Origin of the sequence: Brevibacterium sp. H602 (assembly GCF_051172395.1) — a bacterium.
Lineage (GTDB): Bacteria > Actinomycetota > Actinomycetes > Actinomycetales > Brevibacteriaceae > Brevibacterium.
On record NZ_JBPIZD010000005.1, the window covers coordinates 42,966 to 61,295 of the forward strand.

General features: G+C 65.3%; 15 protein-coding genes. 8 read left to right on the forward strand and 7 right to left on the reverse strand.

Going from position 1 to position 18,330, the window contains the following annotated elements; genetic code table 11:
- Positions 1 to 353: 353 nt before the first annotated feature.
- Complete coding sequence (locus ACSBQT_RS05240) at positions 354 to 2,144, forward strand: ABC transporter ATP-binding protein (protein ID WP_435001048.1); 1,791 nt, start codon at positions 354 to 356, stop codon at positions 2,142 to 2,144.
- Complete coding sequence (locus ACSBQT_RS05245) at positions 2,141 to 3,961, forward strand: ABC transporter ATP-binding protein (protein ID WP_435001050.1); 1,821 nt, start codon at positions 2,141 to 2,143, stop codon at positions 3,959 to 3,961. The genes ACSBQT_RS05240 and ACSBQT_RS05245 overlap by 4 nt, the downstream gene beginning before the upstream one ends.
- A gap of 2 nt (positions 3,962 to 3,963) precedes the next feature.
- Here ACSBQT_RS05245 and ACSBQT_RS05250 read toward each other — a convergent pair whose 3' ends face one another.
- Complete coding sequence (locus ACSBQT_RS05250) at positions 3,964 to 4,578, reverse strand: protein-L-isoaspartate O-methyltransferase family protein (protein ID WP_410711155.1); 615 nt, start codon at positions 4,576 to 4,578, stop codon at positions 3,964 to 3,966.
- A 90-nt stretch (positions 4,579 to 4,668) separates the two neighbouring features.
- On the opposite strand from ACSBQT_RS05250, the gene ACSBQT_RS05255 reads away from it, so the two are divergent.
- On the forward strand, positions 4,669 to 5,187 hold the full coding sequence (locus tag ACSBQT_RS05255) for an adenine phosphoribosyltransferase (protein ID WP_410711154.1): 519 nt from the start codon (positions 4,669 to 4,671) through the stop codon (positions 5,185 to 5,187).
- A 25-nt stretch (positions 5,188 to 5,212) separates the two neighbouring features.
- Here ACSBQT_RS05255 and ACSBQT_RS05260 read toward each other — a convergent pair whose 3' ends face one another.
- Entirely contained in the window at positions 5,213 to 5,665 is a 453-nt protein-coding gene (locus tag ACSBQT_RS05260; RefSeq protein WP_410711153.1) for a PTS sugar transporter subunit IIA, read from the reverse strand.
- A 123-nt stretch (positions 5,666 to 5,788) separates the two neighbouring features.
- Entirely contained in the window at positions 5,789 to 6,151 is a 363-nt protein-coding gene (locus ACSBQT_RS05265) for a glucose PTS transporter subunit EIIB (RefSeq protein WP_435001053.1), read from the reverse strand.
- Between ACSBQT_RS05265 and ACSBQT_RS05270 the strand changes: the two genes are divergently transcribed.
- Positions 6,139 to 7,509: a PTS transporter subunit EIIC gene (locus ACSBQT_RS05270; protein ID WP_172171185.1), complete on the forward strand. Its 1,371-nt coding sequence runs from the start codon at positions 6,139 to 6,141 to the stop codon at positions 7,507 to 7,509. The two genes, ACSBQT_RS05265 and ACSBQT_RS05270, sit on opposite strands and share 13 nt — an antisense overlap.
- A gap of 146 nt (positions 7,510 to 7,655) precedes the next feature.
- Positions 7,656 to 8,477, forward strand: a complete 822-nt coding sequence (locus ACSBQT_RS05275) for an aldo/keto reductase (RefSeq protein ID WP_410711151.1) — start codon at positions 7,656 to 7,658, stop codon at positions 8,475 to 8,477.
- A 169-nt stretch (positions 8,478 to 8,646) separates the two neighbouring features.
- Here the strand turns inward: ACSBQT_RS05275 and mdlC are convergent, their stop codons facing one another.
- Positions 8,647 to 10,275: a benzoylformate decarboxylase gene (mdlC, locus tag ACSBQT_RS05280; RefSeq protein WP_410711150.1), complete on the reverse strand. Its 1,629-nt coding sequence runs from the start codon at positions 10,273 to 10,275 to the stop codon at positions 8,647 to 8,649.
- Between the two features lie 87 nt (positions 10,276 to 10,362).
- A complete protein-coding gene (locus tag ACSBQT_RS05285) occupies positions 10,363 to 11,874 on the reverse strand; it encodes an aldehyde dehydrogenase family protein (protein WP_410711149.1) in 1,512 nt (503 codons plus the stop codon).
- Positions 11,875 to 12,032: 158 nt separating this feature from the next.
- On the opposite strand from ACSBQT_RS05285, the gene ACSBQT_RS05290 reads away from it, so the two are divergent.
- The 3 genes from ACSBQT_RS05290 to ACSBQT_RS05300 all read left to right on the forward strand — a co-directional run bounded on the left by ACSBQT_RS05290 (position 12,033) and on the right by ACSBQT_RS05300 (position 15,435).
- Entirely contained in the window at positions 12,033 to 12,926 is an 894-nt protein-coding gene (locus tag ACSBQT_RS05290) for a LysR family transcriptional regulator (RefSeq protein WP_410711148.1), read from the forward strand.
- 163 nt (positions 12,927 to 13,089) lie between these two features.
- On the forward strand, positions 13,090 to 14,418 hold the full coding sequence (locus tag ACSBQT_RS05295; RefSeq protein WP_410711147.1) for an MFS transporter: 1,329 nt from the start codon (positions 13,090 to 13,092) through the stop codon (positions 14,416 to 14,418).
- Between the two features lie 39 nt (positions 14,419 to 14,457).
- On the forward strand, positions 14,458 to 15,435 hold the full coding sequence (locus ACSBQT_RS05300) for a lactate/malate family dehydrogenase (RefSeq protein WP_410711146.1): 978 nt from the start codon (positions 14,458 to 14,460) through the stop codon (positions 15,433 to 15,435).
- A gap of 42 nt (positions 15,436 to 15,477) precedes the next feature.
- Here ACSBQT_RS05300 and ACSBQT_RS05305 read toward each other — a convergent pair whose 3' ends face one another.
- A complete protein-coding gene (locus tag ACSBQT_RS05305) occupies positions 15,478 to 16,419 on the reverse strand; it encodes a D-2-hydroxyacid dehydrogenase family protein (protein ID WP_410711145.1) in 942 nt (313 codons plus the stop codon).
- A 158-nt stretch (positions 16,420 to 16,577) separates the two neighbouring features.
- A complete protein-coding gene (gene ilvD, locus ACSBQT_RS05310) occupies positions 16,578 to 18,290 on the reverse strand; it encodes a dihydroxy-acid dehydratase (RefSeq protein ID WP_410711144.1) in 1,713 nt (570 codons plus the stop codon).
- Positions 18,291 to 18,330: the final 40 nt, after the last annotated feature.

Sequence of the window (18,330 nt, forward strand, 5' to 3'; positions counted from 1 at the left end):
GGTTTCCTTCTCATCTCCGCATTAAAAAAGCCCCTCCGGATTCGGTAGGGGCGCGCGGAACGTGTCGTCTCGACAGGCTACGGAAGATCCGCACGCTGGGTAATAACGACGACAAGAAGGTGAGTCATGCCTCAATAGTTCCCCGCAGCACTTGGGGGTGTCAAACCTCGCAATCGTTCGTCCCGACATTCGAGATCGACCATGGCTGCCAGGCGAGACTCGCCGAGGCGGCTCGGTGCCCCCTTCCCCCACCGCCGTTCCGCACGACCTCGATATTCAGCGCACAGAGAAACGGGAAGTCCGTTTGCCGGATTCGTGGAATAGGTCACAGTCTGCGACTAAGCTGAATACTCGTGCGCCCCCTCCTCCGTTTCTGGCCTGATCTCCGCTCCCGCATCGGCGTGTACGTCCTCGTACTCGTCCTCACCCTCCTGGCCAACGGAATCCAGCTGATCGTCCCGGTGATCACTGGTTACATCGTCGACGGGCCCATCGCCCACCGAGATCTGTCCGCTCTGTGGCTGCCGGTCCTCGGGGTGCTGCTCATCGGCATCGCCGAGGCTGTCGGGATGTGGGCCAGGCGCATGGTCGTCGCTCCCGTCGTCTCCCATTGGGAGGTGACGTGGCGTTCGCGTCTGTTCGATCGTCTGCAGTACACCTCGGTGGCGATCCATGACTCCTGGGAGTCCGGCCAGCTTCTCTCGCGCGCGGTGAATGATCTGTCCCAGCTGCGTCGCTTCTTCGCGTTCGGGCTGCCGTTCCTCCTCTCCACACCGATCGTGCTCGCCGTCGGCACGGTGATGCTCGTGATCATGCAGCCGGTGTTCGGTCTGATCATGATCATCATGGCGGTGCCGGCGATCATCGCGGTCGCCGTCTTCGAGAAGCACTATCGGGAGACCTCCCGTCGGTCGCAGGACACCATGGGCGAACTGACCACCGACGTCGAGGAGTCGATCCAGGGCATCCGCATCCTCAAGTCCTTCGGCCGCTCCCCCTGGGCGGCCGAGCGCTTCTCCGAGATCTCGACCCGGCTGAAATCCTTGGAGATCCGCAAAGCGAAGCTCGACTCTTGGCTGTGGAGCGTGCTCCTGCTGCTGCCGACCCTTGCTCAGGCCGCGATCGTCGCCGTCGGCACCTGGGGTGTCATCGAGGGCTGGACGACGATCGGCACGGTCGTGGCGGCCGTGACGATCTCGATGGTGCTGCGGATGCCCATCGAGATGCTCGGCTTCCTGCTCGCCGATGCGCTCATGGCGCTGACCGCCGCAGGACGGTACTGGGAGGTCATCGACATCCGCCATGACATCACCGATACCGACGGCGGTGTCGACGATGCCCCCGAACTCGGCCGCTACCGAGGGAAGCTGCGCTTCGACGATGTCGACTTCCATTTCGCTGATACCGACCGGCTGACCCTGCAGGACCTCGATCTCACGATCGCCCCCGGCCAGACTCTCGCTCTCGTCGGGGCGACCGGCTCGGGGAAGACGACGCTGGCGTCTCTGGTGCCCAGGCTTCAGGACGTTTCTGCCGGCACCGTGAGTATCGACGGCATCGACATCCGGGACATGCCCGTCAACGAGCTGCGCCACCTCGTGTCCGTGTCCTTCGAAGACCCGATCCTATTCTCGACCTCGGTGGCCGAGAACGTCGAGATGGGTGCCCCGGGCGCGAGCGAGGATGAGATCTGGGAGGCCCTCGAGATCGCGGCGGCGAAGGATTTCGTCTCCCGACTGCCCGATGGTCTGGACACGCAGGTCGGCGAACAGGGACTGTCCCTGTCCGGCGGTCAGCGTCAGCGCCTCGCTCTGGCTCGTGCGGTCATCGGGCGTCCGCGCATCCTCGTGCTCGACGATCCGCTCTCGGCCGTCGACGTCGACACCGAAGACCGGGTGCAGCGGGCGCTGCGGGAGATCCTGCCGGATTCGACGACGCTCATCATCGCCCACCGTCCCTCCACAGCGGCTTTGGCCGATGTGGTGGCGGTGCTCGACGAGGGTCGGATCGCGGCACTCGGCACTCATGAGGAGCTGCTCGAGTCCTCGAAGCTCTACCGCGAACTCATGGGGGCGAGCGCGAAAGCCGATGCGCATTCGTATCCGGGATCGGCCGCCTCGGCGCGGGAAGGAGGACGCTCATGAGCATGCCACGACTCGACAGCGACGACGAAGTCGAGCAGCTGCCGCCGGATATTGCGAAGAAGGCGCGAGCCCTGCTGATGTCTCTGGTCAGACCGCATCTGGGGATGATCATCTTCCTCGCCGTCATCGTCGTGCTCACGGCGGCGCTGATGGTCATCGGCCCGGTGTTCATCGCCGATGCCCTCGATCAGGGTGTGCCCGCAGCCATCGACGGGGATACGGGGCCGCTGATTCGGGCGGTCACGTTCTTCGTGGTCTCCGCGGTCGCCTCGGCGATCCTGGCTTTCACCTCGACGAGACTCGTCGGGATCACTGCGCAGAAGATCCTCTTCACCCTGCGCGAGCGGGTCTTCACCCATGTGCAGCGTCTTGACCTGGGCTATCACGAGAAGTCGACCTCGGGTCGGCTCGTGTCCCGGCAGACTTCGGACATGGAATCGGTGCAGCAGTTCCTGTCGTATTCGCTCTTCGACACGGCGCTGGCGGTGCTGCAGATGCTTTTCATCGCCGTCACCCTCGTCGTCCTCGATGTGCCGCTGGCGATCGTCGTCTTCGCCGGTTTCGTGCCGCTGTTCTTCATTACGAAGGCCGCGCATTCGACTCAGCGCAGCGCCTACCGGCGCACGCGGACGTCGATCGCGAAGGTCATCGTCCACTTCGTCGAGACGATGGGCGGCATCCGTGCCGTGCAGGCGTACCGGCGTCAGCCCGAGCGGCGCGGGACGCTGAGCGATCAGGATGCCCGGTATCGGGATGCGAACACGGACGCCCTGCGCGGGGTGGCCTGGTTCGCCGGGTGGACGCGGTTGATCGGCAACGTCACGCAGACGGTGATCATCGTCATCGGTGCGTGGCTCGTCATCGAGGGGTGGACGCAGATCGGCGTGCTCGCCGCCTTCATCCTCTACCTGCGTCGTTTCTACGGTCCGCTTGATGAACTCGTGCAGGCGTTCAATCTCTACCAGTCCGCCTCAGCGGCGTTGGAGAAGATCGCGGCGGTGCTCGACACCGACCCCGAGGTGGTCGAGCCGACCCAGCCGCAGGCACTGCCTGCGCACGCGAACGGCAATGCGTCTGCCAACGGTCGTGCACTCGATCTCGACGAGGTCCGCTTCGCCTACGCCGACGGTCCCGATGTCCTCCCCCGCTTCGATCTCCACATCCCCGCGGGGCAGATCGTCGCGCTCGTCGGCGCCACGGGCGCGGGCAAGTCGACCCTGGTCAAGCTCGTCACCCGCTTCTATGATCCGAGCGTTGGTCGGATCACCCTCGACGAGGTGGATCTGCGTGATCTCGATGATGCGCAGCTGCGATCGTCGGTGGTCATGGTCACTCAGGAGTCGTTCCTCTTCGCCGGCACTATTGCCGACAACATCCGCATCGGCAATCCTGATGCCAGCGATGACGATGTCGTGGCGGCTGCGAGCGCCGTCGGCCTGGATGCGTACATCCGCCGGTTGCCCGACGGCTATGCCACGGATGTGAAGAAGCGCGGCGGCCGGCTGAGTTCTGGCCAGCGTCAGCTCGTGTCCTTTGCCCGAGTGTTCCTCGCCGATCCGGACGTCGTCGTTCTCGACGAGGCGACCGCGCACCTCGACATCCCCTCCGAGCGACTGGTGCAGAACGCTCTGGCCACGGTGCTCGAGGGCAGGACAGCGATCATCATCGCTCACCGCCTGTCCACCGTCGAGATCGCCGACCGCGTGCTCGTCATGGAATCCGGTCGGATCATCGAGGACGGCACACCCGACGAACTCATCTCCGGCACCGGGAAGTTCGCGCAGCTGCACCAGGCCTGGCGCGACTCCCTCGTGTGAGGTCACTCGCTGATCAGCGGCACGAACCGGTATCGGCCGTGATGAGTGATCGTCAGCCCGTCGGAGCCAGGGCCGTCACGGACGACGCGGAGCATCTCCCCCGCTACGGGAATGACCATCGTGGCACCGACGGCCAGCTGATCGACGAGCTGGTCGGGTAGTGATTCTGCCCCTGCGGAGACGAGGATCCGGTCGAACGGTGCCTCAGCCGGGAGACCGAGGGCACCCGGAACGGCTTCGTGGATGGCCACCTCGGCGAAGGTCTCCCGGTCTGCGGAATCGGCGATGACGGCCCCGATGGCCGACCGCGAGGATTCGACGAGCTCGGGATGCCGTTCGACACCGAGCACCCGCCCGGTCGGCCCGATGAGGACGGCGAGCAGCATCGAGGTCCACCCGGACCCTGATCCGAGGTCGAGGACTGTGTCGCCCGGCTGCGGATCAAGCAGGCGAAGCATGTCCGCGACGGTGCTCGGCTGCGAATTCGTCTGTCCGTGCCCGATCGGCAACGGAACGTTGTCAGAGGAATTCTGACGTTCCGCCACCGGCAGGAACGGTTCGCGCGGAACCCGGGCGAACGCCTCGGCGATTCGATCGCGCGTCGCATCCGATGTCATTGCTCCTCCGATCCACGACGGTCTTCGGTACGTTCCCATTGTGCCGATCCGCGCCGAGGGCACAATGGCGCCACCGAGTATCGTTGTGCCGTGACTCAATCTGATCTCAGCCGCGCCCAGAGCCTCATCACCTCGATTCCCGACTATCCCGAACCGGGAGTGGTCTTCCGCGACATCTCCCCGCTGCTCGCCGATGGTCCGGCGATGCGGGCCGTCACCGAGGCGCTCATCGAACCTTTCGCAGGTCAGTTCGATATCGTCGGCGGGCTCGAGGCCCGTGGCTTCCTCTTCGCCGGTGCCATCTCAGCGATGACGGGAGTCGGAATCCTGCCGATCCGCAAGGCCGGAAAGCTCCCCCGCCCGGCGGCTGCCGTGTCGTACACGCTCGAATACGGCACCGCCACGATCGAAGGTCCCGATGTCCTGAAGAAGGGCGAGCGCGTCCTCCTCATCGATGACATCCTCGCCACCGGCGGGACACTCACAGCGGCCCAGTCCCTGGTCACCGATCTCGGCGCCGAAGTCATCGGCTCAGCCGTCGTCCTTGAGCTCACCGCGCTCGGCGGACGCGAGCACACGGGCGAGGTTCATACCCTCTTCGCGGAGTGAGGCGCCTCAGCCGATTCGGACACCCTCAGCTGATTCGAATGAGGGCGTCGCCGGCAGAGATCGGTCCCGCCTCGGCGAGGGTCAGGTTCTCCGCGTCGGCTTCGAGGACGACGACCGGAACGACCACGGACTTCTCCGCCTCCCGTGCGGCTGCCAAGTCCCAGACGACGATCTCTTCGCCGGCCTCGATCTGCTGCCCGGCCTCGGCACGGAGCGTGAAACCCTCTCCCTTCAGGTGAACGGTGTCGATGCCCAGGTGGACGAGCACGCCCTGATCGGGCCGGTGGGAGATGACGAAGGCGTGGGGCTTGAGGCTCGCCAGCTTTCCCGAGACAGGAGCCGTGACCGTCAGGGTCGTGGCCTCGCCGGGGTCGATGGCCGCGCCGGGGCCGACGAGCGCTTTTGCGAAGACGGGGTCGGGAACCTCCGTCAATGGGATCACCGTGCCGGTGATGGGTGCAGCGATCGTGACTGCCATAGTCAGCAGGCCGCCTTTCTCCAAAATCAGTTGTACTTCGCCTAGACTGACCTCAGACTACAGACAAGGATCACTGTCGACCAGCAGATGCTCACCGGCGAGCAGAGGAGACGAAGACGTGACTCAGCCCATTAGGTCTTCGATGTCATCGACGAGGTTGTCGGCCTCCGGACCGACGACGACCTGGACCGCGCTCCCCTGCACCACCACGCCGAAGGCACCGGCTGCCGTGAGCGCCTGTTCGTTGACGAGAGAGTCATCGTCGACCTCGACGCGCAGGCGAGTGATGCACGCTTCGATGTCGTCGATGTTGTCGGCACCGCCCAGTCCGGCGAGGATCTGCGCTGCTTTGTCCATGTCTGTCACCTTCATCTCCGGCGTCCACGCGCCGGCGTCGATTTCACGTTCTGCGATCTGCGTCACAAGTCTACGGCGATTCGTGCCCAACTGCCCCATTTCCGAGGAGGAACCCGATGACCACCGCATCCGCTGAGGCACCGAAGAAACGCAGGAAGGCGATACCGGGATTCGCCCAGCTCCAACGCGTCGGCCGCTCGCTCATGCTCCCGATCGCCGTGCTGCCGGCCGCGGCCCTGCTGATGCGCTTCGGCCAGCCTGACATGCTCGGTGCCGATGGGCTCGGCCAATTCGCGGACTGGCTGTTGCCGGTGGCGACGGTCTTCGCGGCCGCCGGTTCGGCTCTGTTCGACAACCTGCCGCTGATCTTCGCCGTCGGTGTGGCCATCGGCTTCGCGAAGAAGGCCGACGGCTCCACGGCATTGGCCGCCGTCGTCGGCTATATGGTCCTCACCGGAGTCTTCACCGCCATGGCTCCGGGCTTCGGCTCGGACAACGGCGAGGGCGAGAACGTCATCAACTTCGGAGTGCTCGGCGGAATCGTCGTCGGCATCATCACCGCCCTGCTCTATCAGCGCTATCACCGGATCAAGCTGCCCACCTACCTGGGCTTCTTCGGCGGTCGCCGTTTCGTTCCGATCGTCACTGCGGTTGCGTCGATGGTCATCGCCGTGATCATGGCGCTCATCTACCCCGTCTTCGACGCCCTCATCAACAAGGGCGTGGGCGGCTTCCTCATGGAGCACGGAGCCAACCCGGGCACAGGGTTCGTCTTCGGCACGATCAACCGACTCCTCATCCCCTTCGGACTGCACCATCTGCTGAACAACCTGCCCTGGTTCCAGCTGGGTTCGTGCACAACCTCCTCGGGGGACACCGCGCACGGCGACATCACCTGCTTCTTCTCCGGTGTGGACGGCACGGCCGACTGGACAGGGTCGTTCATGACCGGCTTCTTCCCGATCATGATGTTCGCGCTGCCGGCCGCAGCCCTGGCGATCTACCGCACCGCCCATCCGAAGCGTCGCAAGGTCGTCGGCGGCATCATGCTCTCGGTGGCGCTGACCGCGTTCATCACCGGAATCACGGAACCGCTCGAATACGCCTTCGCCTATGTCGCATTCCCGCTCTACGCGGTCCACGCCGTACTCACCGGCACATCATTGGCGTTGGTGAATGCGCTCGGCATCAAATCCGGATTCGGCTTCTCGGCCGGGGCGCTGGACTATCTGCTCAACCTCGGACGAGCGTCGGAACTGTCCGGCGGCATCGGGCCGGTCCTGCTTCTGCTGGTCATCGGCCTGGCCTATGCCGTCATCTACTACTTCCTCTTCCGGTGGGCGATCATCAAGTTCAATCTGCACACCCCCGGCCGCGAGGACGAGACCGACACCGGCACCGGTGCTCCTTCGGTCTTCGACGAAGCCCAGATCGCCGCCGAAGAGTCCACGGGCAAGAAGCGCGCACAGGACGAGGGCAGAAGCTGACCGACCAAAGCTGACCGTCCATGGAATGCTCCGGGGCCCGGTGACGTTATACGCTCGGTTCGGTGCCCTCACCGGGTGCCGAACCGGCGGACCCGATCAGCCTCGGATCCGTCCTGACCAGTGCATACGTGACGAAAGGCGGCACCATGACGGTTCCCACACTCACTCTCAACGACGGCAAGACGATCCCGCAGCTGGGATTCGGCGTCTTCAAGGTCGACCCCGACGAGACCGAACGCATCGTCACCGACGCCCTCGAAGTCGGCTACCGCCACATCGACACCGCTGCCGTCTACGGCAATGAGGAAGGCGTGGGCCGGGCCATCGCGAAGTCCGGGATCGCCCGCGACGAACTCTTCGTGACGACCAAGCTGTGGAACGACCGCCACGGTGCGGAAGAATCCAAGCGGGCCCTCGGAGAATCCCTGGAGAAGCTCGGGCTCGACCACGTCGACCTCTACCTCATCCATTGGCCGACCCCGGCGAACAAGAACGCCGTCGAGACCTGGGAGGCCTTCCCCAGCTACCGCGATCAGGGCCTGACCACCTCGATCGGCGTCTCGAACTTCGACCACCGCTTCCTGCCGGAGATCCTCGACACGGGCATCATCCCGGCCGTCGACCAGATCGAGGTCCACCCGCAGTTCCAGCAGGTCGAGACCCGTCCGCTGCTGGCCGAGCACGACATCAAGATCGAAGCCTGGGGTCCGCTGGGCCAGGGCAAGGTCGACTACGCGAACACCGTCATCGGTGAGATCGCCGCCGCCCATGAGAAGTCCTGGGCTCAGGCAATCATCCGCTGGCACCTGCAGAAGGGCCACGTCGTCTTCCCGAAGTCGAACAACCGCGACCGCATGGAACAGAACTTCGACGTCTTCGACTTCGAGCTCACCGACGCCGAGGTGGCAGCCATCGACGCGCTCGAAAACGGCGGCCGCGTCTCGGCCGATCCCGCCGAGGTGAACTGACCCGGTCAGGTTCGGGCAATGCGAAAGCCGCCGAGGCGACTCGCCCCGACCAACGGTCGTGACCGAGGTGGCCGGTTGAGCAGTCAGGTCGAACAATGACGAAGCCGCCGGAGAGTCGGAACTCTCCGGCGGCTTCGTCGTTCTCAGGCAGCGGCCCGCACCGTGGCGCTCACTCCGCCGGTTGACCGTCGACACCGAGGACGACGGCGTCGATGAGCACCGGTCCGTCGGCCTGCAGGGCCTCGCGGTAGGCGGTCTCGAATTCCTCTCGGGTCGTGGTCCGGCTGGCCGGGACTCCGTAGCCCTGCGCCAACGACCCGAAGTTGATCGCGCCCAGGGTCAGCCCCGGGGTGTCAGGGACACCCATCCGTTCGGCGAATCCGGAGAGCGCACCGTAGCCGGAGTTGTTGACGATGATGAAGATCGTCTTCGTGCCCAACTGGGCAGCCGTGTACAGAGCCGTGAGCCCGTAGTTCGCGGAACCGTCACCGACGGTGGCGACAATGGTCTTCTCCGGGTCACCGATCGCCAAACCCAGCGCGACCGGCAGCCCGAAGCCGAGCCCTCCCGAGGCCGGGAAGTGGTACGTGCCCGGCCTGTCGATGACGATCCGCTCGAGGTAGTCGAGGTCGAGGGTGGTCGTCTCATTGACGTACACGACGCTGTCGTCGACATGATCGTTGAGCACGGCGAGCACCTCGGTGCCGGTCATTCCCTGCTCTGACCGCGGCGGGGAGGTGACGATTCGAGACCCACGGTCGCCTCGGCGAGTTCCTCGATCCGTCGTCGCTGCAGCGAGGTCGGCGAGCGCGGTCGCGACGTCCGCGACGACGGCGCGGCCGAACGGTGCCCGTGTCGCCTCACGCGGGTCCTGGGTGATCTGGATGACCTCGGTGCCCGGCTCCAGATAGTTCGCCGGCTCCCAGCGGTGGTACCGGAACGTGGCGGCTCCCATGACGAGCACGACGTCGTGGCCGGAGAGCCGGTCGCGCACCGATCGGATGCCCGGAACCAGGACGCCTTCGAAGTTCGGATGGGTGGTCGGGAACGGGCACCGCGTTGGTGAGGGTGCGACGTAGACGGAGGCGTTCAGGCGTTCGGCCAGCACCATTGCGTCCTCATAGACCGTCGGATCAGCCACTGCGGCGGCATCGACCTGCGGGCCGAGGACGAGGGCAGGGTTCTGTGCCCCGTCGAGGACGTCCGTGAGTTCGCGGCGCAGCGACTCCGGCATGGTTCCTGCCGTCGTCACCGAACGCTTCGCCAACAGTGCGTCGTCGGGTAGTGCCGGTTCGTCCCAGTCATCGAGCGGAACGGACACATAGACGGGACCACTCGGCTGGGTAGTTGCCTCGAGTGCCGCCTGCGACAGCGTGCGCGGCACGTCGGTGGCCGCCAGCGGCTCGTGCGAGTATTTCACCAGCGGAGCGGGCAGCGTCGAGGCCTCGACGCTGGCCAGCATCGTCTCCTGACCGACGGTGCGGCGCACCTGCTGACCTGCGAGGACAACTAGCGGAACGTGGCCGTAGTGGGCGTTCGTCAAGGCACCCATGCCGTTGCCCGACCCCGAGGCGGCGTGCAGATTCACCAGCGCCGGCCCTCCCGTGGCCCGTGCGTATCCTTCGGCCATGCCGACGACGACCTGCTCATGCAGACCGAGGACGAACCGGAAATCGTCGCCCAGTCCAGCGAGGAACGGCAGTTCGTTCGAGCCCGGATTTCCGAAGATCGTCGTCATCCCGTGGGCACGGAAGACCTCCAGACTCGCGTCGAGGACTGTCTTCTCTCCGTCTGCCATGTCACTGCTGCTTTCGTTCGTGTCGGGTGTGCTCAGTTCGGGGAGGCGTCGGTGCGGTCTCGCACCGACGCCTCCCAGTGCATGTGGTCAGAAGGGCACGGGGCCCATCGACGAGCGGACGCCGATCCAATGCAGCGTGGTGAAGTCCTCGATCGCCTGCTCGCCGTTGAAGCGGCCGATGCCCGAGTTCTTCTCACCGCCGAACATGACATGCGGCTCGTCGTTGACCGTCGAGTCGTTCACGTGCGTCATTCCCGCCCGCACACCGCGGGCGAAGCGCACACCGCGCTCGACGTCGCGAGTGAAGACGGCGGACGACAGCCCGAATTCAGTGTCATTGGCGATGCGCAGAGCGTGTGCCTCGTCGTCGGCCTTGATGATTCCGACGGCGGGACCGAAGATTTCATTGCGGGCGATGTCCATGTCCATGGTCACATCGGCGAACACGTGCGGGCCGATGAGTCGTCCGTCGATCTGGCCGCCGACGACCTCCCGTGCACCTTGGTCCTTGGCCGACTGAATGAGGTTGGTGACCTCTTCGGCCTGGGAATCGTTGATGATCGGGCCGACGAGGATACTCTCATCGGTGGTGTTGCCGGCGTTGAGGTGTGCCGCCCGCGCGGCGAAGCGCTCGACGAAGTCATCGTAGATCGACGCGTCGACGACGATGCGGTTGACCGCCATGCAGATCTGGCCCTGGTTGAGGAACTTGCCCATGAGGGCGCCGTCGACGGCACCGTCGATGTCTGCGTCATCGAGGACGACGAACGGAGCGTTGCCGCCGAGTTCGAGCGCCACGTGTTTGAGATGCCCCTGAGCCGCGAGTGCTCCGACGCGCTGACCGACCGGGGTCGACCCGGTGAAGGAGATCATCGAGGGAACCGGGTGTTCGACGAAGTGATCGCCGATGATGGCGCCCGAGCCGGGGACGACTGACAGCAGTCCGGCGGGCAGCCCGGCCTCTTCGAACACCTCGGCCAGGATGAGCCCACCCGAGATCGGGGTGTCGGAGGCCGGTTTTACGACGACTGCGTTGCCGAGTGCCAGAGCCGGGGAGACTGTGCGGATGGACAGATGCAGCGGGAAGTTCCACGGCGAAATCACCCCGATGACTCCGCGCGCCTGGCGGTAGACGCGGTTCTCCTTGCCGGGGAACGACGAGGGGTGGAGGGTGCCGTGAGCCCGCGTTGGGAACGTCGCGGCTTCGCGGGTGATGCCGATGGCCGAGGAGATCTCGATGTCGGCCTTGAGCGCCGAGGCTCCGGCTTCGATGCGCAGCAGAGCGGCGATCTCGTCTCGGCGCCGTTCGAGGACGTCGGCGGCGCGGGAGATCACGGCAGCGCGTTCGGAGGCCGGAAGGGCTTCCCACTCGACCTGAGCCTCCGCGGCCGCCTCATACGCTTCGTCGAGGTCGGCGGCGTCGGCACCGTTGAAGCTGCGCAGCTCCTGTCCGTCGAAGGCCGCAGTCACTCGGACCGGGCGGTCGGAGGATCCGTCGCGCCAGCGACCGCCGATGAAGGTTCCGCCCTGAAGGCGTTCGATGACCTCGGCGGCCGATGCTGAGGTGTCGGGTACGGACGTTGTGGTATCTATGGACATGGCGAACTCTCTGAAGCAGGTGTCGAAGACGACCAGTCCGTGGCGGGCTGGCCTCCGAGGCAGACGTGATGCAGCGGATGCTTCGAGACTATGCCGCCCTCCGGAATTCGGCCAATAGAATGTCCACATCCGCGTATAGACTGTGTTTATAATCCTGCATGGCCAGTATAGATCTGACACTTCTGCGGACGTTCAACGCGATCTTCGAGACACGGAATCTCACGAGAGCGGCCCACGAGCTCTGCGTCACCCAGCCATCGGTGAGCTACGCCCTCTCTCGGCTGAGGAAGCAGCTGGGCGATCGACTGTTCGTGCGCACTGCCAGCGGCGTCGAACCCACGGTGCGCGCCGAGGAGCTCTATATGGTCTTTGCCCGAGCGGTGTCCGAGATCGACGCAGCCGTCGATGACGATTTCGATCCATCAACGACAGAAAAGGCATTCCGGCTCTGCCTCTCCGACCTCGGCGAGCTCACCTTCCTCCCCGCCATCAGCGCACGCATGGCGTCCGAGGCCCCGCACGCCGCGCTGGAGATCGTGCCGATGCACATCAACGACGTCCGCGAATGGATGCGCCGTGGTCAGGTGGATGCCGCAGTCGCCAGCATCGATCTGCCCGGCCTGGAGAAGCGAGAGCTGATCGCCGGCGACCGGTATGTCTGCGCGATGCCCGGCGGCGCCGGAGGAACGGGTGAAGAAATGAGCCTGGAGGAGTTCACGAACGCACGACACGTCGTCGTCGACCAGGCCGCCGGACACGACCAAGTCGAAGCGGCCATCTCCGCGCATGGCATCGACCGCCGGGTCGTCCTGAGGGTTCCCCATTTCTCCGTGCTTCCCCAAGTTCTTCCGCTGGGCAACCTCGTCGCCATCATTCCGATGCATGTGGCACAGACCTTCGCCGCGGACTGGGATTTCGATATTCGGGAACTGCCTGTCTCCGTCCCGTCGTTCGACGTCTCTCTGTACTCACAGCCCGCGGACCTGCTGCTGCCGGCGACCCAATGGTTCATGGACCTCGTCGCCGAGACGGCGGCGACCGGAGCGGCATGACCGGTCCCACCCGCACCATTGATGCCTTCTATATCCATTAGCAAGAGAATCTAGTGGCCCTATGTGGTCATGGCTTCTAGAGTCGGTTGTCACGACCAGTGCACTGTCCTGCAAACGCAGCACCTGGTCAATGGTCGGTCTGCCGGATCAATGAGGAGCCCCTATGTCCACCACCCATGCACCACTCACAACCGAGGCGTCGACGAAGAGCCAGCAGCGCAAGGTCGCCGCCGGCACGCTCATCGGCACCACCATCGAGTGGTACGACTTCTTCATCTACGCCCAAGCCGCCGGACTGATCTTCGCGGATCTGTACTTCAAACCGCTGGGCGCCGAGAGTTCGGCGCTGGCCCAGATCGTCTCATGGGCGTCTTTGGGAATCAGCTTCCTCTTCCGCCCCCTCGGCGCCGCAGTCGCCGGACACCTCGGCGATCGCCTCGGCCGTAAGACGATGCTGGTGCTGTCGCTCATCCTCATGGGCGGGGCCACCGCTCTCATCGGACTGCTGCCGACCTATGCGACGTGGGGCGTCTGGGCTCCTTTGCTACTCGTCTTCCTCCGCGTGCTCCAGGGGTTCTCCGCTGGAGGCGAATGGGGCGGAGCAGCGCTCATGGCCGTCGAACACGCCCCGGCTCAACGTCGCGGATTCTTCGGCGCCTACCCCCAGATCGGCACTCCCCTGGGCATGGTTCTCGCAACCGCAGTCATGTTCGTCACCACCACAGTTCTCAGCCCCGAGGCGTTCCTGGCATGGGGGTGGCGCATTCCCTTCCTCCTGTCGGTCGTACTCGTCGCAGTCGGCTTCTTCATCCGCCGTTCGGTCGAGGAAAGCCCGATGTTCCGCAGAATGCAGGAGAGGAAGAACGATTCTCATGCTCCGATGACAGTGCTCCTGCGCCATCATCTGTGGCAGGTCATTCGAGCATCCCTGATCTTCGTCGCGAACAACGCCGCCGGCTACCTTCTCATCGCCTTCTTCGTCTCCTACGGCACGAAGCATCTGGGCATGGAACAAGCACCGCTCCTGCTCATCAGCACCGTCGCCGCAGTCTTCTGGCTGGCCTTCACGATGACCGGCGGCATCGTTTCCGACCGCATCGGTCGTGTCCGCACCTACCAGATCGGCTACGCCGTGCTCCTTCTCTGGTCGGTGCCGATGTGCCTGCTCATCGAGACCCGCAGCCTGCTGTGGTTCGCTGTGGCGCTGATTTTGCTCAGCCTCGCTCTCGGCCTGTCGTTCGGCCCGCAGGCAGCGCTCTTCGCGGAGATGTTCCCCACGAGCATCCGCTACTCGGGAGTCTCTCTCGGATACGCGATCGGTGCGGTCGTCGGCGGCGCCTTCGCTCCGATGATCGCCGAGATGCTCGTGGCCGAAACCGGCAGCTCCGTCGCCATTGGCGCCTACATCACGGCGCTGTGTCTGATTTCGCTCATCGTCGTCTCCACCGTCAGGGAGCCTCGCGGCATCGACCTCGACAAGGCAGGCGCCTGAAACGGCCCACCACCTCAACCGGTTATGAAAGGAAAAGTGATGACCACACACGCAACCGCCGACGCAGAGACCTCGACGTGGCCGAGGACGGTCACCGTCATCGGAGCCGCCGGCCTCATCGGTGCCGGCGTAGTCGAAGGGCTGGCGCTCTCCGACGCCGCGGACACCATCTGCCTCACCGATCTCCGTGAGAATGTCCTGCAGGCACACGCCATTGATATCTCCGAGGCGCAGATCCTCGCGGGCACCGACCGAGCCCGGCTGGCGGTCGGAGAGGAGACCGCGCCCGACGAGGTCGATCTCGTCATCGTGGCGGCCTCTGCCCCAGAGACCCCCGACGGGGACCGGAGAGACTTCCTCCGTGACAATCTCCAGCTGCTGCGCAAGATCACCCCGAGCATTGAACGGCTGGCGGGCGCGGAGGGCATCGTCATGCTCCTGTCGAACCCCGTCGACATCCTCTGCGAGGCATTGCGGCGGACCTCCTCGGTGACGCCTGACCGGATCGTCGGGTACAGCGTCAACGACAGCATCCGGCTCCGGGCCGCCATCGGAAGGGTCTTGGGCGTGTCGGGGGCGCGCGTCGGAGGGCTAGTCCTCGGGGAGCACGGTGATGGTCAGGTGCCCCTGTGGGACAACATCACGGTCGACGGCGCCCCGTACGAACTCGATGCCGAGCAGCGTCGCCTGGTTCAGGAGGACATCCTCGGCTGGTTCGCTCGCTGGTCGGCGCTCAAGCCGGGGCGCAGCAGCGGGTGGACGACGCCACGCGGAGTCGTCGCCGATATCGGCAGCATGTCGGCGGGGACGCCCCACCCTGCGTGCGTCTGGACCGGAGGGATCGAATCGGTCGCCGACAGCTTCATCACCCTGCCGACGGTGATGGAGCACGGTCGGATCAGACCCGCCGATGATGCCCTTGCCGTCTCGAGCGAGGTCCGCCAGGGGCTGGAGAAGGCAGCCGAGTCGGTCGCCGTCGCGGCAGCGGATGCTCTGGCTGATCTCCCGACTGCGTGAGCATCGCGAACCAGGGATCCTTCGGGTTCGCCTGCCCACGACTCAGCCGATCACGCGGATCGGCTCTCCCGAAATCCAGGCGGCGATGTCCTCGACAGCCTGCGTGAAGAAGATTCGGTAGGTATCTTCGGTGACGTAGCCCAGATGCGGTGTGAGCACGGTGCGCGGTGTGCTGCGCAGTCGATGTTCGACCGGCAGCGGTTCTTCGTCGTGGACGTCGAGTCCCGCGCCGCGGATCCCGCCGGCTTCCAGCACCGTGATGAGTGCATCGGTGTCGACGAGTCCCGCGCGGGAGGTGTTGACGAGGATGCTGCCTGGCTTCATCGCCTCGAGTTCCGTAGCTCCGACGAGTCCTCGGCTGCGTTCGCTCAGCTTGTAGTGGATCGTCACCACGTCGGCGGTGGAGAACAGTTCGTCCTTGCTCACGGCGCGCGCGCCCAGGCCCTGTGCGCGCTCGGCGTCGAGGTTCTGGCTCCACGCCACGACCTCCATGCCGAACGCCGCACCGACCCGTGCGACCTTCGTTCCCAGTCGTCCCAGACCGACCACGCCGAGGCGGTGCCCATCGAGGTCTCCCCCGACGGTCGACTGCCAGCCCCCGCCTCGGACAGCGGCGTCCTCGGCCGGGATGCTGCGCAGGACGGAGAGGATGAGTCCCCAGGTCAGCTCGGGTGTCGCCGAGGTGGTCGACTCGGTTCCGCAGACCACGATCCCCTTCGCACGCGCCGCCTCCACGTCGATGGAGGCGTTGACCCGTCCCGTGGTCACGAGCAGACGCAAGTCCGGCAGCCGTTCCAGCCGACCGGCGGTGAAGGCGGTTCGCTCCCGTATCGCCACAACCACCTCGGCGCCGGAGAGGACCTGCACCAGGTCATCGTCGTCGACGATGGGACGATCGATGAACTCGACCTCGGCATCGAGACCGCTCCAGTCCGCGAACTTGCCTGCCACCTGCTGATAGTCATCAAGAACGACGATGCGCATTGTGTTCCTCTCCTGAAGTCGTGTGACCTACATCCTAGAGCCGATCGCCGAGGCGGTGCTGACGTGATGTCTGCACCGCCTCGGCGATGGTGGAACCGGCCCGTATCGCTGAGTGTCACCCGAGGGTGAGCGGAATCAGCAACGGACCTTGAGGTGGATCAGAAGCAGACCGCGCCCTTCGACGCCGACTGCACGAGCTTTGCGTACTTGCCGAGCACACCGGTGAGACGGTGGTTCTCGGGCAGCGTCCAGGACTTGCGACGCTCGGCCAGCACCTCTTCGTCGACGTGGAGTTCGATCGAACGAGCCGCGATGTCGACGGTGATCTTATCCCCGTCCTCGACGAGCGCGATCGGACCGCCGTCGACTGCCTCGGGGGCGATGTGGCCGATGCACAGACCGGTCGAACCGCCGGAGAAGCGACCGTCGGTGAGCAGCAGGACGTCCTTGCCGATGCCCGCGCCCTTGATGGCGCCGGTGATCGCGAGCATCTCGCGCATTCCGGGTCCGCCCTTGGGTCCTTCGTAGCGGATGACGACGACGTCGCCCTTCTTCAGTTCTCCGTTGAGCACGGCGTCCATGGCCGGCTGCTCCTGGTCGAAGACGCGAGCGGTGCCTTCGAAGACATCGGCGTCGAAGCCCGCAGACTTCACGACCGCGCCTTCGGGAGCCAGCGATCCCTGCAGCACGGTGAGACCGCCGGTGGCGTGGATCGGGTTGTTGAGCGCGCGCAGGATCTTCCCGTCCGGGTCCGGCGGGTTGATCGACTCGAGGTTCTCGGCCACGGTCTTGCCGGTCACGGTCAGGCAGTCGCCGTTGAGCAGACCGGCGTCGAGGAGGGCCTTCATGATCACGGGTACGCCGCCGATCTTGAAGACGTCGTTCATCACGTACTGGCCGAAGGGCTTGACGTTGCCCAGGTGCGGAACCTTGTCGCCGATGCGGTTGAAGTCATCGAGATCGAGCTCCACTCCGGCCTCGTGGGCGATGGCCAGCAGGTGGAGGACCGCGTTCGTCGAACCGCCGAAGGCCATGACCACAGCGATCGCGTTGTGCAGCGATTCGCGGGTGATGATGTCCTTCGTGGTGATGCCCTGGCGCAGCATGTTAACGACTGCCTCACCCGACTTGCGGGCGAACATCGTGCGGTTGCGGTGGATGGCCGGCGGTGCGGCCGAACCCGGCAGCGACATACCCATGGCCTCGGCGGCCGAAGCCATCGTGTTCGCGGTGTACATTCCGCCGCAGGCACCCTCACCGGGGCAGACGGCGCGCTCGATGGCGTCGACGTCCTTCTGGGACATGGTGCCCGCACGGCAGGCACCGACGGCTTCGAAGGCGTCGATGAGGGTGACTTCCCTCTCCGAGCCGTCCTCCATCTTCGCGGTTCCGGGCATGATCGAACCGTTGTAGAGGAAGACGCTCGAGAGCCCGAGGCGGGCGGAGGCCATGAGCATTCCGGGGATCGACTTGTCGCAGCCGGCCATGAGCACGGAGCCGTCGAGTCGCTCGGCGCTCATCACGGTCTCCACGGAGTCGGTGATGACCTCACGGGAGACCAGCGAGTAGTGCATTCCCTCGTGGCCCATCGAGATCCCGTCCGAGACGGAGATGGTGCCGAATTCCAGGGGGAAGCCACCGGCCTCGTGGACGCCTTCCTTGGCGGCCGAACCGAGACGCTGCAGCGACATGTTGCAGGGGGTGATCTCATTCCACGAGGTCGCGATCGCGACCTGCGGCTTCACCCAGTCATCGTCGCCCATGCCGACGGCGCGCAGCATGCCGCGTGCGGCGGTGGCCTCGAGGCCGTCCGTGACATCGCGAGAACGGGGTTTGATGTCGGGAGTGGTGTTGTCTGTATCGATGCTCATGCAGGCATGCTACGCCCGATTTCAGCATCCGCACGCCGGA

Excerpts from the sequence above, each read along its gene's own strand:
- ACSBQT_RS05305 (WP_410711145.1), bottom strand. The coding sequence starts at position 16,419 with ATGCGCATCGTCGTTCTTGATGACTATCAGCAGGTGGCAGGCAAGTTC.
- mdlC (WP_410711150.1), bottom strand. The coding sequence starts at position 10,275 with ATGGCAGACGGAGAGAAGACAGTCCTCGACGCGAGTCTGGAGGTCTTC.
- ACSBQT_RS05275 (WP_410711151.1), top strand. The coding sequence starts at position 7,656 with ATGACGGTTCCCACACTCACTCTCAACGACGGCAAGACGATCCCGCAG.
- ACSBQT_RS05250 (WP_410711155.1), bottom strand. The coding sequence starts at position 4,578 with ATGACATCGGATGCGACGCGCGATCGAATCGCCGAGGCGTTCGCCCGG.
- ACSBQT_RS05285 (WP_410711149.1), bottom strand. The coding sequence starts at position 11,874 with ATGTCCATAGATACCACAACGTCCGTACCCGACACCTCAGCATCGGCC.
- ACSBQT_RS05290 (WP_410711148.1), top strand. The coding sequence starts at position 12,033 with ATGGCCAGTATAGATCTGACACTTCTGCGGACGTTCAACGCGATCTTC.
- ACSBQT_RS05270 (WP_172171185.1), top strand. The coding sequence starts at position 6,139 with ATGACCACCGCATCCGCTGAGGCACCGAAGAAACGCAGGAAGGCGATA.
- ACSBQT_RS05295 (WP_410711147.1), top strand. The coding sequence starts at position 13,090 with ATGTCCACCACCCATGCACCACTCACAACCGAGGCGTCGACGAAGAGC.
- ACSBQT_RS05260 (WP_410711153.1), bottom strand. The coding sequence starts at position 5,665 with ATGGCAGTCACGATCGCTGCACCCATCACCGGCACGGTGATCCCATTG.
- ilvD (WP_410711144.1), bottom strand. The coding sequence starts at position 18,290 with ATGAGCATCGATACAGACAACACCACTCCCGACATCAAACCCCGTTCT.
- ACSBQT_RS05265 (WP_435001053.1), bottom strand. The coding sequence starts at position 6,151 with ATGCGGTGGTCATCGGGTTCCTCCTCGGAAATGGGGCAGTTGGGCACG.
- ACSBQT_RS05245 (WP_435001050.1), top strand. The coding sequence starts at position 2,141 with ATGAGCATGCCACGACTCGACAGCGACGACGAAGTCGAGCAGCTGCCG.
- ACSBQT_RS05300 (WP_410711146.1), top strand. The coding sequence starts at position 14,458 with ATGACCACACACGCAACCGCCGACGCAGAGACCTCGACGTGGCCGAGG.